This is a genomic window from Actinocorallia populi (genome assembly GCF_002995495.1).
Classification (GTDB): Bacteria; Actinomycetota; Actinomycetes; order Streptosporangiales; family Streptosporangiaceae; genus Actinocorallia; species Actinocorallia populi.
This window is the reverse complement of the sequence record NZ_PVZV01000012.1, coordinates 36,345-54,377: the sequence shown is the minus strand read 5'-3', so window position 1 is coordinate 54,377 and position 18,033 is coordinate 36,345. Positions and strand designations below refer to the sequence as shown.

General features: G+C 69.6%; 18 protein-coding genes. 9 read left to right on the top strand and 9 right to left on the bottom strand.

Annotation, left to right across the window (positions count from 1 at the left end; all coding sequences use genetic code 11):
• The first annotated feature begins 123 nt into the window (after window positions 1-123).
• Window positions 124-351, top strand: coding sequence for a hypothetical protein (locus C2865_RS39765; RefSeq protein ID WP_157964043.1), 228 nt, complete (start codon window positions 124-126; stop codon window positions 349-351).
• 83 nt (window positions 352-434) lie between these two features.
• On the opposite strand, the gene C2865_RS35920 is transcribed toward C2865_RS39765, so the two are convergent.
• The 3 genes from C2865_RS35920 to C2865_RS35910 form a co-directional block, all read right to left on the bottom strand.
• Window positions 435-1,229 carry an NADPH-dependent F420 reductase gene (locus C2865_RS35920; protein ID WP_269802772.1) on the bottom strand — a complete coding sequence of 265 codons (795 nt, stop codon included), beginning with the start codon at window positions 1,227-1,229 and terminating at the stop codon, window positions 435-437.
• A 120-nt stretch (window positions 1,230-1,349) separates the two neighbouring features.
• On the bottom strand, window positions 1,350-2,096 hold the full coding sequence (locus C2865_RS35915) for an NADPH-dependent F420 reductase (protein WP_106403122.1): 747 nt from the start codon (window positions 2,094-2,096) through the stop codon (window positions 1,350-1,352).
• A 77-nt stretch (window positions 2,097-2,173) separates the two neighbouring features.
• Entirely contained in the window at window positions 2,174-2,455 is a 282-nt protein-coding gene (locus C2865_RS35910) for a hypothetical protein (RefSeq protein ID WP_106403121.1), read from the bottom strand.
• 227 nt (window positions 2,456-2,682) lie between these two features.
• Between C2865_RS35910 and C2865_RS35905 the strand changes: the two genes are divergently transcribed.
• The gene (locus C2865_RS35905; protein WP_106403120.1) at window positions 2,683-3,288 is read left to right on the top strand and encodes a TetR/AcrR family transcriptional regulator; all 606 of its coding nucleotides are present in this window, start codon (window positions 2,683-2,685) and stop codon (window positions 3,286-3,288) included.
• A gap of 288 nt (window positions 3,289-3,576) precedes the next feature.
• On the opposite strand, the gene C2865_RS35900 is transcribed toward C2865_RS35905, so the two are convergent.
• A complete protein-coding gene (locus tag C2865_RS35900; RefSeq protein ID WP_106403119.1) occupies window positions 3,577-4,182 on the bottom strand; it encodes a TetR/AcrR family transcriptional regulator in 606 nt (201 codons plus the stop codon).
• 118 nt (window positions 4,183-4,300) lie between these two features.
• On the bottom strand, window positions 4,301-4,921 hold the full coding sequence (locus C2865_RS35895; RefSeq protein WP_106403118.1) for a TetR family transcriptional regulator: 621 nt from the start codon (window positions 4,919-4,921) through the stop codon (window positions 4,301-4,303).
• Window positions 4,922-5,144: 223 nt separating this feature from the next.
• Between C2865_RS35895 and C2865_RS35890 the strand changes: the two genes are divergently transcribed.
• Both C2865_RS35890 and C2865_RS35880 read left to right on the top strand, forming a co-directional pair.
• Entirely contained in the window at window positions 5,145-6,569 is a 1,425-nt protein-coding gene (locus tag C2865_RS35890; protein ID WP_106403117.1) for an aldehyde dehydrogenase family protein, read from the top strand.
• A gap of 308 nt (window positions 6,570-6,877) precedes the next feature.
• Window positions 6,878-7,624: a Mut7-C RNAse domain-containing protein gene (locus C2865_RS35880; protein WP_198653842.1), complete on the top strand. Its 747-nt coding sequence runs from the start codon at window positions 6,878-6,880 to the stop codon at window positions 7,622-7,624.
• A 243-nt stretch (window positions 7,625-7,867) separates the two neighbouring features.
• Here the strand turns inward: C2865_RS35880 and C2865_RS35875 are convergent, their stop codons facing one another.
• Window positions 7,868-8,434: an RBBP9/YdeN family alpha/beta hydrolase gene (locus C2865_RS35875; RefSeq protein ID WP_198653841.1), complete on the bottom strand. Its 567-nt coding sequence runs from the start codon at window positions 8,432-8,434 to the stop codon at window positions 7,868-7,870.
• 105 nt (window positions 8,435-8,539) lie between these two features.
• Here C2865_RS35875 and C2865_RS35870 point away from each other — a divergent pair, with 105 nt between their 5' ends.
• Window positions 8,540-8,995, top strand: coding sequence for an Lrp/AsnC family transcriptional regulator (locus tag C2865_RS35870; RefSeq protein ID WP_106403384.1), 456 nt, complete (start codon window positions 8,540-8,542; stop codon window positions 8,993-8,995).
• A 117-nt stretch (window positions 8,996-9,112) separates the two neighbouring features.
• Here C2865_RS35870 and C2865_RS35865 read toward each other — a convergent pair whose 3' ends face one another.
• Complete coding sequence (locus C2865_RS35865; RefSeq protein WP_106403114.1) at window positions 9,113-9,952, bottom strand: SAM-dependent methyltransferase; 840 nt, start codon at window positions 9,950-9,952, stop codon at window positions 9,113-9,115.
• A gap of 505 nt (window positions 9,953-10,457) precedes the next feature.
• On the opposite strand from C2865_RS35865, the gene C2865_RS35860 reads away from it, so the two are divergent.
• Window positions 10,458-12,032, top strand: a complete 1,575-nt coding sequence (locus C2865_RS35860) for an acyl-CoA carboxylase subunit beta (protein WP_106403113.1) — start codon at window positions 10,458-10,460, stop codon at window positions 12,030-12,032.
• A gap of 148 nt (window positions 12,033-12,180) precedes the next feature.
• On the opposite strand, the gene C2865_RS35855 is transcribed toward C2865_RS35860, so the two are convergent.
• On the bottom strand, window positions 12,181-12,639 hold the full coding sequence (locus C2865_RS35855) for a nucleoside triphosphate pyrophosphohydrolase family protein (RefSeq protein ID WP_157964042.1): 459 nt from the start codon (window positions 12,637-12,639) through the stop codon (window positions 12,181-12,183).
• A 35-nt stretch (window positions 12,640-12,674) separates the two neighbouring features.
• Between C2865_RS35855 and C2865_RS35850 the strand changes: the two genes are divergently transcribed.
• From C2865_RS35850 to C2865_RS35840, 3 genes are read left to right on the top strand one after another with little or no spacing between them, the layout of a single operon-like run.
• Window positions 12,675-13,211: a hypothetical protein gene (locus C2865_RS35850; protein ID WP_157964041.1), complete on the top strand. Its 537-nt coding sequence runs from the start codon at window positions 12,675-12,677 to the stop codon at window positions 13,209-13,211.
• A 48-nt stretch (window positions 13,212-13,259) separates the two neighbouring features.
• Window positions 13,260-13,955, top strand: a complete 696-nt coding sequence (locus tag C2865_RS35845) for a serine/threonine-protein kinase (RefSeq protein WP_232835998.1) — start codon at window positions 13,260-13,262, stop codon at window positions 13,953-13,955.
• 46 nt (window positions 13,956-14,001) lie between these two features.
• The gene (locus C2865_RS35840) at window positions 14,002-14,682 is read left to right on the top strand and encodes a hypothetical protein (RefSeq protein ID WP_232835997.1); all 681 of its coding nucleotides are present in this window, start codon (window positions 14,002-14,004) and stop codon (window positions 14,680-14,682) included.
• A 165-nt stretch (window positions 14,683-14,847) separates the two neighbouring features.
• On the opposite strand, the gene fxsT is transcribed toward C2865_RS35840, so the two are convergent.
• A complete protein-coding gene (gene fxsT / locus C2865_RS35835) occupies window positions 14,848-17,880 on the bottom strand; it encodes an FxSxx-COOH system tetratricopeptide repeat protein (protein ID WP_198653840.1) in 3,033 nt (1,010 codons plus the stop codon).
• Window positions 17,881-18,033: the final 153 nt, after the last annotated feature.

The window sequence follows — 18,033 nt, the reverse complement described above, 5'->3', positions numbered from 1 at the left end:
ACGAAGGCCACCAGGTGCCGCCACGCGAAGTCCCGGTCGAACACCCGCCCAGGCTTGACCACGCCGCCCTCAGAGCAATGACCACAGTCCTTATAACCGCATATCCAACAAACAGGACCACCGTTGGCGACGCCCGACTCGATCTTCGCGGCCTGGAGCGGCGGCATCACCGCTCCCCCGTACGGCGCCACCATCGATGCCGAGCGTTTCCACGGCCTGGACGGTGGTGGTCCCGAACCCCGCGTAGTCCACGATCAGCTGGAGGCCCTCGCCGACGAACCCGGTGATCGGCTCGGCCATGCCCACCGGCCCGATCTCGGCGGGCATGGCCGCCACCCGCTCCGCACTTGATCTCGCGGCGTTCGGATGTGCTCGAAAGGATGCCGCCGACGGCACCCGCGCGTGTTCGTCGTGCGGGCGTGGTGGCCCGGGTGTCAGCGGTGGGCGGCGCGGTTCATCTCGACGACGTCCTCCAGCGAGGGGGCGTCACCGAGGGCGGCGAAGCGCTCCATCATGCTGTCGCGGACGCGCACGTCTTTGTCCCGGTCGGCGGCGGCCAGCGCCAGCCCCATCTCCTCCAAGGTCAACTCGGTGCAGTAGGCCGGGCTCATGGGCTGCTGGCGCCAGGAGTCGGCGAGCACACCGGCATCGAAGGGGTCGAAGCCCGTATCGTCCACCAGCTGCATGGCCACTCGCCGCGCCCGCGGCGAATCGGCTGCGACGGGGATGGCGATGCGCCCCGGGGTTCCCGCCGGGACGCCCTTGGTCCGCTGTGTTTCGGCCAGGGCGGCGTTCCATGCCTTGACCAGCGGCCTGCCCAGCAGCTCGGCGTTCCGCACGCTCTCCACCTGCCCGTTGTCCACCGCCTCGATACGGCCGCCGAGATGGGGGTAGTAGTTGGAGGTGTCGATGACCACCGTCTCATCAGAAACCGAGGACAGCGGTGCGGCCAGCTCCGGGACCCGGTCGAACGGAATCGACAGGATGATCACGTCCCTGTCCCGCGCGGCATCGTCCAGGGCCACAGCGCGGGCGCCGGAGTCCAGCACGTCGGCCGGGACGCTCTCCGGCCCCCGGGCGTCGGCGATCTGCACGTCGTGACCGACCGCGCTGAGCTTGCGGGCCAGATTCCCCCCGATCGCCCCCGCACCGATGACCGTGATCTTCATGTTGTTCCCTTTCTGAGTCGTGCCGGCGGGCCCGTCCTTCTTGGCAGCCCGTTCCTCGATGCCCGCCGAGCTCGGGCGTCCCGGGTCGGTTGCGGCGGTTGCTCGGCCTGCCGCGCGTCGCGGTCCTCCTTGACCGTGCAGCGCGGCGATCGGGATGCTGCGTCATCGTGGGTCTTGTGCTCACATGAACAGGGCACGACTCAGGCGGACGCCGTATTCCGCATCCGGATTCGTTGTGGCGTCCCCGACTCTTTCCTGGATCGCAGCGACCGCCAGATCCCGTCGCTTCGGCGATCGCGTCGCGTCCGCCGCCGCCAGTGCGCCCGGCAGCTCCTCGCGAGTGAGGTCTGTGCCGTAGCAGGGTGTGCCGGGTTGCTGCCGCCACGATTCCGCGAGCGTCCCGGCGTCGAATGCGTCGAACCCGGTGTCCTCGACGAGCGCCATCGCCAGGTCGCGATCTCTTGGGCTGTCGGCTGCAACGGGCAGAGCGATGCGATCCGTGCTTCCCGCGGGTTTGCCTTTGTTCGCGAGCGAGTCGGAACCGATGGTGTTCCATGCCTTGGCGACAGGCCGGCCCAGCTGTTCGGCGACCCACAGGCTCTCGACCTGGCCGGCGTCGACGGCCTCGTTCCTGCTGTCTCGCATCGGATAGTAGTTCGACGTGTCGATGACGACTGTGTCGGCCGGCACGCCGGTGATCAGCGGCGCGACCTGCGGGAGATTACTGAAGGGGATCGAGAGGATCACGGCGTCGACGTCCGCCACGACCTCAGCCGCCGTGACCGCTCGTCCGCCCGAGGCCAGCACATCGGCCCCGATCGTCTCCGGGCCGCGCGAGTTGGCCACCTTCACCTCATGTCCGGCCGCGCTCAACCGCTGAGCCAAGGTTTTGCCGATATGCCCGACACCCAGAATGCCGATCTTCATTGGAGTCTCCTTGTACTGGTAAGGGCGCACTCGACTGCAGGGTGCGCGCGTGCGACGGAGGCCGTCCGGATCCTGATCTACAGCCGGTATTCGAACTTGATCTTGTCGGTGATGTCCCGGTTCTCGGATTCGAGAGCGCAGCCACGAGGTGTCAGGTCCGCCAGCGCCCATCGCTCGTCCGCAGGATCAAGGTCCGCGTGGCCATCCGGCGCGTCCAGCCGCTTGAAAGCTGCGTGATCGTACTTGGATCCATGCCCAGGCGTGCATCGAGGCATGCCGACCGCCGACGCCACGGCCGTGACCAGCTCCATCATCCGACCGTGGCGGGCGGCGGGGAACAGGCGCATGGCCGCGGTCATCAGCAGAGGTGTGAAGACGGCGGTCCGTTGGCGATCTGGATGGCCAGGAGCATTTGTGGGGTGGTCACGACACGTCCTTCGACTGATGGGGACCTGGACGCCGCTTTCCCGACTGCGGGACGGCAGTGCGGCGGGTAGCCGCGCGACTGAATCCGGAGGTAGCATCCGTTTAGGCATCGCCAATATACGGAGGCTGCCTCCGTTTTGTCAAAGAGGGGTGGTCGGACGTGCCCGAGACGACAGGCGCCCGCGCGCGCAGGCCGCGGACGGACGCGCAGCGGAACCGGACGCACATCCTCGGCGTCGCCGAGCAGTACTTCTCCGAGCACGGCATCACCGGTTCCCTGGAAGCCATCGCCAAACGGGCCGGCGTCGGTCCCGGCACCCTCTACCGGCACTTCCCGAACCGGGAGGCGCTGCTCGCCGCACTGCTCAAGGCGCGCGAGGACGAGCTGGTGTCCCGTCGCGACGCCATCCGAAAGGAGGCGCGCGACTCCACCGAAGCGCTGGCCCAGTGGCTGGACGCGCTGGAATGGTGGGCCACGGCCTTCGACGGACTGCCCGAGCCCTTGCGGATGGCGCTCACCGAGGACACATCCCCGCTGGCCCTGACATGCCAGGGCTACATCACCACCACCGATGAGTTCCTCCACGCGGCCCAACGTGACGGCGGCGCCCGCCCCGAGGTGCGCGGCCGGGACCTGTTCCTGAGCGTGCTCGCCACAAGCTGGGTGCGCGGAGCCGCCATGGCCGACGAATCCTCGCCCCCGGCGCTCAACGCCCTGATGCGAAACGGCTGGGCGACCCCGGGGATCGTGCCTCCCGACCGGTGAGCCGCCCCGCTGCCACGCACTCCTTCGCCGTGGTGACGTCCACGCGATCCGGCTCATCGCCCGTGCCACGGCGACCACGGACAACGACGAGAGACTCGGCCATGTCCACGCCGCGCTGAGCGGAGAGCTCCTCCCCGACGGCCCCGTCGACCGCATCCTGGATGCCTGTCGCCGACCCGATCGGGATTCTCAACCCGCCGTTCGCGAGGGCGCTCGGACGCCGCCCGCCCGGATCACGCCGTGGACCGGACTCCGATCAGGAATCGGTCTCCTCCCGTTTCGGCTCGGCTACCGGCCCCGGCCGTCGGACAGGCCTGAAGGGCGACGATGCAGCGCGGCGTGCCATTGGTGTGCCAGGACGTCGAGGAGCGCGGCGTCCGCGGGGGCGACGCGTTGCACCGTTGTGAAGTACATGGTCCTGTCGAGCTGGGCCATCAAGGTGATGATACGGAGCCGTTCGGCGTCGCGTTCGGCGGAGGAGAAGGCCGAGAGGTGGCGCGTCATGCTCTCGGCGGCGCGGACGAAGCTGGAGTACCAGCGTTCGGCGACCCTGGGTTCGACGGCGAGCGCCTGCTCGAACGCCTCGAAGCGGAGCCTGTCGCGTTCCCACCAGGCGACGGTGTCGGCCACCCAGTCGCGGACGTCCTGAAGGGACGGGTGCTCCAACTCGTCCAGCCGCTCGTAGATCTCCAGGACCGAGGGCTCGATCCGTTCCAGCAGTTCGATGACGATCTCGGCCTTGCTGGAGAAATGCAGGTAGAAGGTGGCGCGGCTGGCGCCTGCGGCTTTGGCTATGACGCTCGCGTTGGTCGCCTGATAGCCGTGCCGGTGGAATGCCTCGAATGCAGCGTCGATGAGCCGCTCTCGGGTCAGGCACTTCTGCGCGTCGCGCAACGACTCGGCGGGCGGAGCCTCCTCGACCGCACGGCGCCGCCCTGGACCAGGGCGGCGCCCGCGTAAGGAAGCCGTCCACCGGCCATTGGCGAGCCCGGGCGGCCCGTGGCCTCACCGGTCAGTCGTCGCGGTCGGAGGCGGTCTGGTCCGGTACCGGGATCACGTGCGGGCGGCGGGTGGTACCGGGCCGGTTATCGGCGGTGAGCCGGTAGACGGTGCGTTCCAGCAGGGGAAGGATCTCGGTGATCGGGATCTCGCCGGCGGCGAAGCGGGCGACGACGCCGTGGGCGATGTGGGTGAGGATGAGCGCGAGGTCGGCCACGTAGGCGGGCTCGTAGTCGTCGAGCATGGCCCAGGCGGTGGGTTCGATCACCTGGTAGGCCTGCTTGATCAGCCGCTCCGCCCCCGCGCCGGCCTGGGCGGCCCGATAGTAGACCTCCAGCATCCGCGGGTTGCGTTCCCACGGCTCGAACACATGCCGCAGCAGCCGCATGAGGCAGCCGTACAGGCTCTCTCCGGGAGGGGGCGGTCCCGGTTGGGCGCAGCCGTTGACGGCCATCCACTGCTCCACCGCCGTCGCGATGAGTTCGTCGCGGGTGGGGAACAGCTTGTAGACCGTGGTCAGTGACACCTGGGCCTGCCGGGCGACCTCGCGCAGATGGACGGCGTCGTAGCCGCCCTCCTCCAGCAGCCCGATCACCGTGCGCACGATGACGTCGGCCGGCTGCGGCTCGGACATCTCCACCTCCGGCCCCGCAGAAGTCGCCCTACTCTTCAACCCCTTGAGAGAGTAACCTCATTACTCGAATAACGCGGTTACTCGGCGAGGGAATCCGGCGGGTGCGTCCCACCGCGCCGTTCTGCTGGTAGGGAGAGACTTTGGCACTCCGCACCGACCGCGGCGGCCGCCTTGGGCGCCGCTGCTCCCCGTGGCGGCCTTCGGGTCCGGACATGGAGGGCCGATGAGGGATCAGGGACGTCTGTGGGTGGGCGGAGCGTGGACCGCGCCAAGCGACGGCGGGACGATCGAGGTGGTGTCCCCGCACACCGAGCAGGTCGTGGCCAGGGTCGCCGCGGCGGGTCCCGAGGACGTCGACCGGGCCGTGGACGTCGCCCGTGAGGCGTTCGAGGACGGACCGTGGCCGCGCCTGGAACCAGCGGAACGCGCCGCGGTGATCCGCGCAGCGGCACATCGGTACGGGCTGCTCCGCGAGGACATCGCCCAGACGGTCACTGCGCAGATGGGCGCTCCCATCACCTTCGCCCGCTCCGGCCACACCGACCTGCCGTGGGCGATGATGCGCTCTCTCGCCGACGTCGCCGAGGGATACCAGTGGGAGGAGAGCAGCCGCGGCCTACACGGCGAAGACCTCATCCTGCGGCACGAACCCCTGGGGGTCGTCGCCGCGATCATCCCGTGGAACATGCCGATGCTCGTGGCGGTCTCCCGGCTTGTGCCGGCCCTGCTGGCGGGCTGCCCGGTCATCCTCAAGCCCTCCCCGCGCACCCCGCTGGACGCCTACCTGCTCGCGGAGGCCCTGGACCAGGCGGGCCTGCCGCCCGGCCTGGTCAGCGTCCTGCCCGCAGGTCCCGAGACCGGCGAGTACCTGGTGTCCCACCTCGGCGTCGACAAGGTGTTCTTCACCGGCTCCTCTGAATCCTGCTGGAAGGTCGCCGCGATCAGTGGCGCCGCCGACAAGCAGATCAGTCTCGGGCTCGGCGGCCGTTCCGCCGCCATCGTGCTCGACGACGCCGATCCCGCCGCGGTCGCCGCCGGGATCAAGACCGCAGGCCTGATGAACAACGGGCAGATCCGCATCGCCCAGACCCGGATCCTCCTGCCCCGCAGCCGCTACGCACACCACCTCGACGCCCTCGCCTCGATGGTCGGCGGCCTCGCCGTCGGGGACCCCGCCGAGCCCTCGACCGACATCGGCCCCCTGGCCACCCGCCGCCAGCAGCAGCGGGTCCACGACCACATCGAACGCGCCCTGCGGCGGGGGGCCCGCGCCCTCGTCGGCGGCACCGGGCTCCCCAGCGGGATCGACCGCGGCTGGTACGTGCGCCCCACCCTCCTGGCCGATACCGACCCCGGCTTCCGCCCCTCCCACGAACAGGCCTTCGGACCCGTTCTCACCGTGATCCCCTACGACGACGAGGAGGAAGCCGTCCGTCTCGCCGAGGACGCCCACGACGGCCTGTCGGGCTCGGTCTGGACTCCCGACATCGACCGCGGCCTGGCCCTCGCCCGCCGCGTCCACAGCGACACCTTCGGCATCAACCAGGCCCACAGCATGCACCCCGACCACCTCATCAGTACGACCCGCGACGCGAACGGCATCGGCAGCTGCCTCACCACCAGATCGATCACCATCACACCCGCGTGACCCCTCCGGCAGGCCGCCCGAGCCGGCGCCTCCTTGCTTGGAGTCCGATCCCGAGGCGGCCCGAAGGGATCCCGGTGGCAGCACAGGAGGCGCAGATCGTCTACAACGCCGCGGCGGGGAACACGTGGTACCGCATACGCGTGCTTCCCGCCATCGTCGCGCACCTCCTATCGCTCATGGAGGTGATCTCCGGCCGGCACGGTCGGTCGGGCGGACGAGCAGTCCACATATCGTTGTTCGAGGAAGAGGCTCACCGTGTGTGCGGGCCGAGATAAGCGTTGGTCATGGAAGTGAACGGATGGCATCCTATGGCGGTGATCCGACCGGAAATACAGCTCAGTTTCGCCCCCGAACTGCACATTTTCGTGGACGCCCGTCGCCGGACCGGACGTACCGCCGTGGTCACCGACGGCGTCTCCACGCTCGGTCATGTCGTCGAATCCCTCGGTGTTCCCCTCACCGAGGTGGGCGGGCTCGTGGTGGACGGTCGGACGGTGTCGACCGCTCATGTTCCGGCGGCCGGTGAGAGCGTGGAAGTCCGCCCGGTTTCCCGCCCGCAGCGGATCGAAGGCGCCCCCCTGCGCTTCCTGCTCGACGTCCATCTGGGCACCCTGGCCCGGCGGATGCGGCTGCTGGGCATCGACACCGCATACGAGAGCACGGACATCGGCGACCCCGCGCTGGCGGCCCGTTCGGCCGCCGAGCGTCGCGTCCTGCTCTCCCGAGACCGCGGGCTCCTGCGCCGACGCGAACTCTGGGCCGGCGCCTACGTCTACAGCACCCGCCCCGAGCAGCAGCTGCGCGAGACACTCGAACGCTTCGCGCCGGAACTCGCCCCCTGGGAACGCTGTGTCTCCTGCAACGGCGACCTCGTCAAAACGACCAAGGACTCGATCCGCGCCGAGCTCAAGGACGGCACGGAACACGCCTACGACGCCTTCGCCAAGTGCGCCGACTGCGGCCAGGTCTACTGGCAGGGCGCCCACCATGCCCGCCTGGAACTGATCGTCGAGCAGGCCCAGCAGATCACCGCGGCGGCGAACGTCCGGCGCTGAGGCCGCGCGACCGCATCACCGGAATGCACTGCGCACCGAGATGGGCCGACCCGACTCACGAATGGTCGGCGGCAGTTCCTCCGCGATCACTGCGGAAATCCCGCCTGACGATTCCTGAAGCGGTCTTCATGGCTCGGATGCGTCCCTTCCTCCGCGTTTCATCAGACAGCGGCGCATTCTTGTGCGTCGACGGGCGGGCCTCCTTACCCGAAGGGCGGTACCAGGAGGCTATGCGGTGGTTGATCACTGCTGGGTCAGCGAGTCCAGGAGTTCACGGCCGTGCCGCCACGGGCCCAGGCCGCTGGCGGAGTTGATGTGTCCGTACGCGCCCGCCAGGTGCCATCGCGCATCCCACCGCGCCGCGAAGCCTGCGGCCGTCTCGGGGGTGCAGTACGGGTCGTTGGCGCTGCCCACCACCAGGGCCGGGCACGGCAACGGTTGTGCCGACGCCTCCATGAACGTCGCAGCCGCCTGGCGTGGGAAGGCCGGCCCGTGCGGGTCGGGCGGCGCGACCAGGAATGCGCCGCCTGCCGGGTCGGCGGGATTCCGGTTCAGCCAGGTGGACGCGGCCCAGCAGCCCAGGCTGTGGGCCACCAGCACAACGCGGTTGTCCCGCCGGGAAGCGTCGTCGTACGCCGCCTGGACGGCTCCGACCCAGTCGTCCAGATCGGGGGCGGACCACGAGGCTGGGGAGATCCTCACCGCTGAGGTGCCCCACTGGTGCTCCCACAAGGTCTGCCAGTGCTGCCCGTCCGAGCCGTCGATACCCGGGACGATGACATACGCGACCACTGCCCACCACCGTTTCACTCGCCGCTCCCTACGATCCTGGGGGCGCCTGGCGCAGATTCTGCTGGATGCATCAGGGCAATGGCGGTGCCGCAAGTGATCTCAAAGAAAGTGGTGCGGACAACGATGGAACCACTCGACCGGATAGACCGGGACATCCTCGCCCTGCTCCAGACCGACGGCCGGTTGACCGGCGCGGAGGTAGGGCGCCGCGTCGGACTCTCGCAGCCCGCGGCCAGCGCGCGCATCCAACGGCTGGAGAAGAACGGCGTCATCACCGGCTACCGAGCCGTGGTCGCCCCGGCGGCCCTCGGCCTGAACATTCACGCGGTCATCCGGCTGCGCACCACGCACGCCCAGCTCTCACGCGCTCTGGACTTCGCCTCCCGGACCCCCGAGATCGCCTCCACGCTCAGAGTCACCGGGGAGGACTGCCTCATCTTCGAGGTTCACTGCCCGCAGGCAGGACGACTCGAAGAAGTCGTCGACGCGCTCGCCCGTTACGGCCCCGTCACCACATCCCTCGTGCTCCGCGCCTACCCCCCGAAGCCTCTGACCGACGCCACGTCAACAACGTCATGACCCACGACAGCCAGAGATCTGTGCGGCTGAACACCAGGCGGCCGAGAAGGGCCTTGCACTGCCTGTCGTCAAAGGATTGAAGCGCACCACGGCTACGGACGTACCCCGCGGCGGGCGTCACTCCTTGCGGGCGACGCCTCCGACGATGAGCGACTCGATGGGGCCGACCTCCGTCTCGTGGCCGGAACGCGTGGTGATGTCGGGGAAGAGCGCGCGGTCGTAGGCGGGGTCAGGCCGCCACAGGGTGGCCGGAACGACGCCGGGCTCCAGAAGCCGGAGGTCGCCGAAGTACGCGGTGATCTCTTCGGCGGTGCGGAACCAGCCGCTGCCGAGGCTCGCGACGAACTTGCGCTCCAGTTCCGCGGCCTCGGGCACGCCCCGGTGGAAGTGGCTGATCAGCAGATGGCTTCCGGACGCGGCCGGTGCCAGGTAGGCGGCGGCGATTCCGGCAGGGTCGTCGGACGCGGGAAAATGGTGGAGGATCCCGCTCATCAGAACGCCCAGCGGCTCATCGAAGTCGAGGAGCCGCACGACGTCCGGATGCGCCAGGACCGCCTCGGTGTCACGCAGGTCGGCGGTGACCACCGCCGTCCGGCCGTCCTCCGACAGCAGCGCGGCGGCGTGCGCCCGGACCGCCGGGTCGTCGTCGACGTAGACGACCCGGACGTCCGGCGCCTCCCGTCCCGCCACCTGGTGGGTGTTGTCCCGCGTGGGAAGCCCCGAGCCGAGGTCGAGGAACTGCCGGACGCCGGCCTCGCCCGCCAGGTACCGGACGGCCCGCCGCAGCAGCGCCCGGTTCAGCACCGCGACCTTCCGCGTCTCCGGCATCACCGTGCCGACCCGGTCGCTGATCTCCCGGTCCACGGGGTGGTTGTCGGTCCCGCCCAGCCCGTAGTCGTAGATCCGCGCCATGCTCGGCACCGTCGGATCCACGCCTTCCAGTGCCTTCTCCGCCATGCGGCCCCTCGTCTCCGGTTCATCCCGCCGACAGGCCCCGGGGGCCGTCCTCACCGTCCCGGTGCCGCGCCCCCGCGCGGGATCACGCCGTGGACGTCCGCGTGCGGCCGCCGCTTCGCCGCCGAGGAGATGTCGGTCGCGGGTCGGTCTCCGTCGTTCACTATATATACATGATTGTCTTAATGGCCAGGAGAAGCCGATCCGCCGAGGAGGCCCGGCGCCGTGCACGTCCATGAGGGTGCAGGCCTCGATCGCGCCCTGCGGTCGGACGGTTCAGATCGGTCTTCAGCACCTGGCGTGCGGCCGATGCCAGGGCCGCCACGTGCTCATGATCCGGATGGCCGCGGCCTCCGCCGCCTGCGCGCCCGATGGGGATTTCCACCCCTCGCCGCCGGCATCATCCGCCCGGGAGAAACTGCGATCACATTGCATATCGCCAGACTCTGGACATTCCCCCACCGATTGGCGATACGCTCCACCGGATCGGCTGACGGCGGGAGACGGAATGCTCGGTGACTTCGCAGGAGCGACGGCGGAGAAACTGGAGGAACTGCGACGGCGCAGAGCCCGTCTCGCCGAGCCGCAGGACCCCCGCGCGGTCGAACGCCAGCACGCGAAGGGCAAGCTGACGGCCCGCGAGCGGATCGAGGGCCTGCTCGATCCGGGATCCTTCCATGAGCTCGACGCGCTGGCCCGCCACCGCAGCCCCGCCCTCGGCCTGGACGAGGACCGCCCCTTCGGCGACGGCGTGATCACCGGCTACGGCACCATCGACGGCCGGCGGGTCTGCGTGTTCTCCCAGGACTTCACCGTCTTCGGGGGTTCGCTGGGCGAGGTGTACGGCGAGAAGGTCGTCAAGGTGATGGACCTGGCCCTGCGCACCGGATGCCCGATCATCAGCATCAACGACTCCGGCGGCGCCCGCATCCAGGAGGGAGTGGTCTCCCTCGCCTACTACGCGGAGCTGGTCAAGCGGCACGTCCGGGCGTCCGGGGTGATCCCGCAGATCTCTCTCATGGCCGGGCCCTGCGCCGGCGGCGCCGTGTACGCCCCGGCGATCACCGACTTCATCGTGATGGTCGACGGCCTCTCGCACATGTTCGTCACCGGGCCCGAGGTCCTCAAGACGGTCACCGGGCACGAGGTAGACCGCGAGGAGCTCGGCGGCGCGCACAGCCACAGCACGGTCTCCGGCGTCGCCCACCATCTGGCGCCCGACGAGAAGTCGGCCTTCGAGTACGTGCGTCTGCTCCTGGGCTACCTGCCGTCGAACAACCTGGACGAGCCGCCCGTCTACGCCGCCACCGAGCCGCGCGAGTTCACCGAGGAGGACCTGGCCCTCGACTCGCTGATCCCCGACAGGCGCAACCAGCCCTACGACATGCGCAAGGTCGTCCACACCATCCTGGACGAGGGCGAGCTGCTCGAGGTCCAGCCCCTCTTCGCGCCCAACATGATCTGCGGCTTCGGGCGGATCGACGGCCGCAGCGTGGGCGTGGTGGCCAACCAGCCCATGCACATGGCCGGCGCCCTCGACATCGACGCCAGCGAGAAGGCCGCCCGCTTCATCCGCACCTGCGACGCCTTCAACATCCCCATCCTCAGCGTCGTGGACGTGCCGGGCTTCCTCCCGAGCCTCGACCAGGAGCGCGAGGGCATCATCCGCCGCGGAGCCAAGCTGATCTACGCCTACGCCGACGCCACCGTCCCGATGGTCACCGTCGTCACCCGCAAGGCCTACGGGGGCGGCTACGGGGTGATGGGCTCCAAGCACCTGGGCACCGACATCAACTTCGCCTGGCCGACGGCCGAGATCGCCGTCATGGGCGCCGAGAGCGCCGTCACCGTCCTGCACCACCGGACCGTGAAGGCCGCCGCGGACCCGGCGGCCGAGCGCAGCCGCCTCCTGGCCGAGTACACCCGGGACTTCTGCAACCCCTACGTCTCCGCCGAACGCGGCTACATCGACGAAGTGATCCTCCCCCACGAGACCCGCACGGTGGTCGCCGAAGCCTTCGCCGCCCTCCAGAACAAGCGCCTGGACACTCCCCCGCGCAAACACGGCAACATCCCCCTCTGAGCCTCCCGAGCACCCACCACCGACGACACGCTCGGAAACGGCTGGCCGAGGCCCGGATCCCCTGCTCGACGTGCCGCATACGGACGGTTCGCGGCCGTCCGGCAGCATCAGGTGCTCGCGACCGGTTTCGGTGGCGGCCGACTTCTCCTTACGGGCTCTGCGGATCTCCCGCCGTCCGTTCGATGCCGGGGGTGTCGGCGCCCGCGTGGACGATGCACGTGTTGCCGTCCACCGGGTCCGCCTGCACCGCGGACACCTTGATCGAGTCGGCCGGGGCGTGCACGGTCACCTGGGCCCGGTAGCGCAGGAGCGCCGTGTCCACACTGGCCAGAGCAACCTGATCCTGCGACGGCGAGGAAAAGACCGCCTTGGCGACCGAGGCGAGCAGGATCAGCACATCGACACACTCACCCGGGGCCTGACCGGGGTCGCTGACGGCGGCGGCCACCAGCTCACCGACCTCCTCGCCGAGCTTCAAACACTGCGACTCCAGACCCAACCCCGTCAGACCGCGCTCGACCTCCATGTCGAAGGAGCGGCACCGCCTGAGCATGGTGGCTCTTGGCTGGGTGTGGTGGCTTGTTCGGCGTACGATCGAGGGCGTCATGCCCGAATGATCACCTCTTTCCCCTAGGGGAATTCATGCGTGCTGTGATGTCCCTGCCGTTGGCGACCGGGCGGATGTATCTGGAGTTCCGGCCCGGCACCAGCGGCCCGTGGAAGAGGGTCCGGCGTTTCCCCGTCCACGCCTACGCCCCGGACTTCGGCGCCTTCCGCCATGACGAGCCCGGTTACTGGCGGCTGCACTATCCGGGAGACGAGTACTGGGGCGACAGTTCCAGCCCCGTCTACCACCGGTACAAGAGCAGCCGGTTCACCGGCATGAAGGTGTCGAAGAAGAGGGCTGGGACAGGCGAGCGGCTGACGTTCAGCGGCCGTCTGCTGCAGGTGGGCGCCACCGGCGGCAAAAGCCCCTACAAGCGGGTGCGCGTCCTGCTCGGATACACCTGCGACAGGAACAAGAAGCTGAAGATCTACCCGATCGCCTATGTGCGGACCGACCGCAAGGGCCGCTTCAAGCGCAAGGTGGCCTTCCAGTGCGCCGGGACGTTCGCCGCCGCCCGCTTCGGCACCGCGTATGAGGCGTATTCGCCCTTCATCAAGGTCAAACGGCGCTGAGCGGCTGATCGGTCCCATCCCGTGACGGGCGGATTCCAAGGAGGCGGTGTGGAGGGTCTGCGCCCGGAGGACCCTCGCCGGGTCGGGGTGTACCAGCTGGTGGGGCGGCTGGGTGGCGGCGGGATGGGGCAGGTGTTCCTGGGGCGTTCGCCGGGAGGACGCCCGGTCGCGGTGAAGGTGGTCAGGCCCGAGTACGGGCGGAACAGCGAGTTCCGGCGGCGGTTCGCGGTCGAGGTGGAGGCGGCTCGGCGGGTGGGCGGCTTCCACACCGCCCCGGTGGTCGACGCCGACCCGCAGGCGCTGACGCCGTGGCTGGTCACGGCCTATGTCCCCGGCCCCTCGCTGCGGGAGGCGGTGGAGGCGCACGGGCCGCTGCCGGAGCCGTCGGTCCAGGTCCTGGGCGCCGGGCTCGCCGAGGGGCTGGCCGCGATCCACGCCTGCGACCTGGTGCACCGCGACCTCAAGCCGGGCAACGTGCTCTTGGCCGAGGACGGCCCGCGGGTCATCGACTTCGGCATCGCCCGCGCTCTGGAGGCCACCAGCGAGACGGCGACCGGCCTCACGCCCGGCACACCGGCGTTCATGGCGCCGGAACAGGCCCGCGGCGACCGGACGATCACCCTGCGGCCGACGTCTTCGCTCTGGGCGCCGTCCTGGCTTTCGCCGCCGCCGGCGAGCCTCCCTTCGGCCGCGGCCCTGCGCCTGCGTTGCTGTACCGCGTCCTGCGCGAGGAACCCGACCTGACCGCGCTGCCCGCCGGGCCGAGGCCGTTGCGGCGGGACCGGGCAGAATGCGGCTGCTGGCCGGAGCAGCCGCGACGACCGTGGCCGTCCTGGCAGCGGCAGTCGTGCTCTGGACGCAGACGGACCGCTCGCAGCCACAGACTCCGCAGACCGCCGCGAGTTCGAGCACGACCCCGACCGCCTCCGCCGAAACGGCCACCTCCACCGCACTCGGCCTGATCGAAGACGTGAGAGCCGACCTGGTCTACCCGCGCCTTGCCGCTCCCTGGACACCGATCGGCCAGGAGTGGAAGCAGTCGTTCACCGCGGGCCAGATCGCAGCCGTCCAAGCCCCGACCAACGGGGCCAGCTTCAACGCCCTGTGCGTCTCCGGCGTCCCCAGAACGAACGAAACCCAGGGCTACACCCGGCAGGACGGCCTGCGAACCGTCGCGGCCAGAGTCAAGACCCGCATCCTGAACGAACTGTTCACCGTCCTCCATACCCAGACCGCTCTCGCCTCAGGCCCGTCCTCCCGCCCCCGAGCCGCAGCCGCATGGACAGAACGCTTCCGGCTGGACTTCCCCGACGCCCGCGCCAACGGCTGGCAGGTCACCTCCATCACCGCCGCCCTGCTCCTGACCGACCCCGGCACCGGCCGTCTCGGCCTGCTCCTGGTGGCCATCCCGAACTCCTTCACCACCCCGGGAGACCTCGACACCCTCCTGTCCTCGACCCGCTCCATCTGACCGGAGCGCGGAGCCAGGACGGTCAAAAAAATCGGCATTGCTGAAGAGGGGCGGAAGAGAGACCTTTCCCTCAAACCTGCGTCCTGGCAGGCGGAGTCCTCCTGCTGGGCCTGCGGGACGCGCTGGTCACAAGCGAACGCCCGCCGCCCCTCCGTGCACAAAGGGTCATTCCTGTTTGGCGTCTTCCAGGTTCTCGCGCACGGTGCGTGTGAGGGGGTGGTCTTCGCCCAGTACCCGTATACAGGTGGCAAGGGTCTGCTCGTACAAGGAGATGGCCTGATCCAGGTTCCCCATCGACTCGTGGGCGGCCGCCAGGTTGTTGCAGGAGGTCAGTGTGTCGGGGTGGTCTTCGCCCAGTATCCGCAGCCGGTCGGCGAGGTTCTGCTCCAACAAGGGAAGGGCCTTGTCCAGGTCCTCTGCTGCCCAGTAGGCGTAGGCGAGGTTGCCGCGGTAGGTCAGAGTCTCAGGGTGGTCTTCGCCCAGCAGGCGCATGCAGGCGTCGAGGTTCTGCTCGTACAGAGGCAGGGCCCGGTTCAGATCCCCGGCGTCTTGGTAGGCGCTGGCGAGGTTGTTGCGGGAGGCCAGGGTGTCGGGATGGTCTTCACCCAGTATCCGCAGCCGGTCGGCGAGGGTCTGCTCGTGCAAGAAGATGGCCCTGTCCGGATCTCCGGCTTCCCGGTAGGCGCTGGCGAGATTGTTGCGAGAGGCCAGGGTCTCGGGGTGGTCTTCACCCAGCAGGCGCAGGGAGTCGGAAAGGTTCTGCTCGTACAGGGAGATGGCCTGATCCAGGTTCCCCATCGACTCGTGAGCGTAGGCGAGGTTGTTGCGATAGGCCAGAGTGCTGGGATGGTCGTGGCCCAGCACTTGCAGTGAGTCGGTGAGGATCTGTTCCAGCAAGGAGATCGCCTGGTCCGGCCTCCCTGCCTTCTCATAGGCGAGGGCGAGGTTGCTGCGGCAGGCCAGGGTGTCGGGATGGTCTTCACCCAACAGGTGCAGGGAGTCGGCCAAGGCCTGCTCGTACAGAGGCAGAGCCCGGTCCAGGTCTCCGGCGTCCTGGTAGGCGCTGGCGAGGTTGTTGCGGGAGACCATGACATCGGGGTGACCATCGCCCAGCACCCGCAGCCGGTCCGCGAGGGTCTGCTCGTACAGGGAGATGGCTCGGTTCAGGTCTCCGGCGTTCTTGCAGGTGAGGGCGAGGTTGTTGCGGGAGGCCAGGGTGTCGGGATGGTCTTCGCCCAGCACCCGCAGGCAGACCGCGAGGGTCTGCTCGTACAGGGAGACGGCCTGATCCAGGTCTCCCGCCGACTCGCGGGCGTAGGCGAGGTCGCTGCGGCAGGCCAGGGTGTCGGGATGGTCTTCGCCCAGCACCCGCAGGGAGTCGGAAAGGTTCTGCTCCAGCAGGGGGATGGCCCGCTCCAGGCTCCCGACCGTTCGATAAGCGTTGGCGAGGCCGGTGCGGGCGGCCAGGGTCTCAGGATCGAGCGGGCCGCAGAGCCGCTGGATGGTCGCAAGGCTGCGTTCGTAGTAGGGGATGGCGCGGTGGACGGCGCCTTGGTTTTCCAGGAACGCTGCGGCCCCGCTGAGGAGGGAGGCCGTGGTCAGGGTGTCGGTGGCCACCGTGGTGCGGCTCGCCAAGGCGTCGAGGTGAGGAGCCAGAGCCCGCCAGGCCGGCCAGTCGGCGGGATCGCTGATGGTGGAGGGGAAGGTTTGGCGCAGCAGTTGAGTGGCGTGGTCGCGGGCTGCGGTGACGGCCTCGGGGAGGCGGTGGGGATCGCCTGCGTCGGGAGTGCGCGCGACGGCCTGGACGAGGCGGTGCACAGTGATCGTGTCCTGGGTGAGGGTGATCATGTTGTAGGCGGCCAGCAGGCCCAGGGCTTCGGTCAGGTTCGCGGTGTCGGTGAACGGCCGGGAAGGCGACCAGCCTGCGGCATCGGCGGTGCGGCCGCGCCGACGCCACCGTCGGCGGGGAGCACCGATGGTGAGGAGAGGGCGGGTCAGCTCTTCCAGCAGGGAGCGGGGGACGTCTTCAGGAGCCAGCCAGGCCAGGATGCGCAGCAGATCGGCGGCCAGCGGACTTGCGGCGCTCAAGGAGTCGAGGGTGATCCGCCAGATGCGGGCGATCGTGCGTTCGGCGGGCGCTCCTCGGGCTGCCCGGTCGTACATCACCTGGGGTTGCTCGGTCAGCAGGGCCAGGTAAGCGGCCGGAGTCAGGCGGGTCTGGGCCAGGTAGGCGCCGGCCTGGTCGATGGCCAGCGGCAGATGGCCCAGCTCTTCGACGAGGTCCGCGGCACCGGGCCAATCTGCCGAATCCCTTGGCCGGGCCAGGCGGGTGAGCAGGTCGACCGCCTCGGCCTCGTCCAGCACGTCCACATGCAGCACCCAGGCGTCCAGGCGATGCCAGCCCTGGGCCAGGCGGCTGGTCACCACCACGCGGCCGGATCTCAGACGGGCCAGCAGCGGGGCGATGTCGGCCGGGTCCGCGACGTTGTCCAGCACCAGCAACCAGCCTGTGTGGGAAGCCAGCCACACCACCGCCTGCTCGGCCAGTGCCTCCAACTCCTGTCCGGCGGCGGCTTCGCTCTGCAGTGCGCTCGCCAGGTCGGCCAGGCCGGCCTGCAGCGCGGCGGAGGCGTCAGCGGTGATCCACCAGATGGGGTGGAAGCGGTCGGCGTGGTCGGCGGCGTAGCGGGCGACCAGCGTGGACTTGCCGATCCCACCCATCCCGTGCACCGCGGCCACCACCACCTGGCCGGAGCCGCTCAACGCCGCTTCCAGCCGGGCGAGCTCATCACCACGGCCCACGAACACCCCCGAGGCAGCGGGCAGGTGCACCAGCCCCGGGGCCGCCTCCACTTGCGCCGGAGGCCTGAGCACAGGCGGCTGAACGCCTTGGATGATCGTGGCGCCATCACCGGTGGCGATAACCCCCGACACCGATCCGCTCACGTTCACCGACCGGGACTCCAACGGCACCGGCACCTGCGCCGAAGGCTGCGGCTCAGACCTGATCACATCCCGGCGGGCCAGCCACTGGTTCACCGCCTCAGCCGCAACCGCGATCGTCGCAGCCACCCCCAGCGCCCACCAGTTCCACTCACCTCCGTTCAGCACCTGGTTGATCGCCACCCCGACCGCCACCGTGCCCGCAGCCACCACCACGACCCGCGCCACGACCTGTCCTGCACGTCTGAGCGACACCCGGCCTCCGCCTCTCAGCTCTCCCCCGGGACCGACACCTAAGACCGATCAAACCGCCCAGGCCCATGCCTGTCAGCCCCACCCGGCCAACCGTTGCGTGCTCTGAACCGACCCGGCTCGGGACCACGGGGCGTCTCTCCTGTGAGCCCGTTC

Bases quoted from the DNA above. Each gene is read 5' to 3' on its own strand.
- C2865_RS35860 (WP_106403113.1), top strand. From the start codon at position 10,458: ATGCTCGGTGACTTCGCAGGAGCGACGGCGGAGAAACTGGAGGAACTG.
- C2865_RS35890 (WP_106403117.1), top strand. From the start codon at position 5,145: ATGAGGGATCAGGGACGTCTGTGGGTGGGCGGAGCGTGGACCGCGCCA.
- C2865_RS35915 (WP_106403122.1), bottom strand. From the start codon at position 2,096: ATGAAGATCGGCATTCTGGGTGTCGGGCATATCGGCAAAACCTTGGCT.
- C2865_RS35850 (WP_157964041.1), top strand. From the start codon at position 12,675: ATGCGTGCTGTGATGTCCCTGCCGTTGGCGACCGGGCGGATGTATCTG.
- C2865_RS35880 (WP_198653842.1), top strand. From the start codon at position 6,878: ATGGCGGTGATCCGACCGGAAATACAGCTCAGTTTCGCCCCCGAACTG.
- C2865_RS35840 (WP_232835997.1), top strand. From the start codon at position 14,002: ATGCGGCTGCTGGCCGGAGCAGCCGCGACGACCGTGGCCGTCCTGGCA.
- C2865_RS35855 (WP_157964042.1), bottom strand. From the start codon at position 12,639: ATGACGCCCTCGATCGTACGCCGAACAAGCCACCACACCCAGCCAAGA.
- C2865_RS35910 (WP_106403121.1), bottom strand. From the start codon at position 2,455: ATGACCGCGGCCATGCGCCTGTTCCCCGCCGCCCGCCACGGTCGGATG.
- C2865_RS35895 (WP_106403118.1), bottom strand. From the start codon at position 4,921: ATGTCCGAGCCGCAGCCGGCCGACGTCATCGTGCGCACGGTGATCGGG.
- C2865_RS35865 (WP_106403114.1), bottom strand. From the start codon at position 9,952: ATGGCGGAGAAGGCACTGGAAGGCGTGGATCCGACGGTGCCGAGCATG.
- C2865_RS35870 (WP_106403384.1), top strand. From the start codon at position 8,540: ATGGAACCACTCGACCGGATAGACCGGGACATCCTCGCCCTGCTCCAG.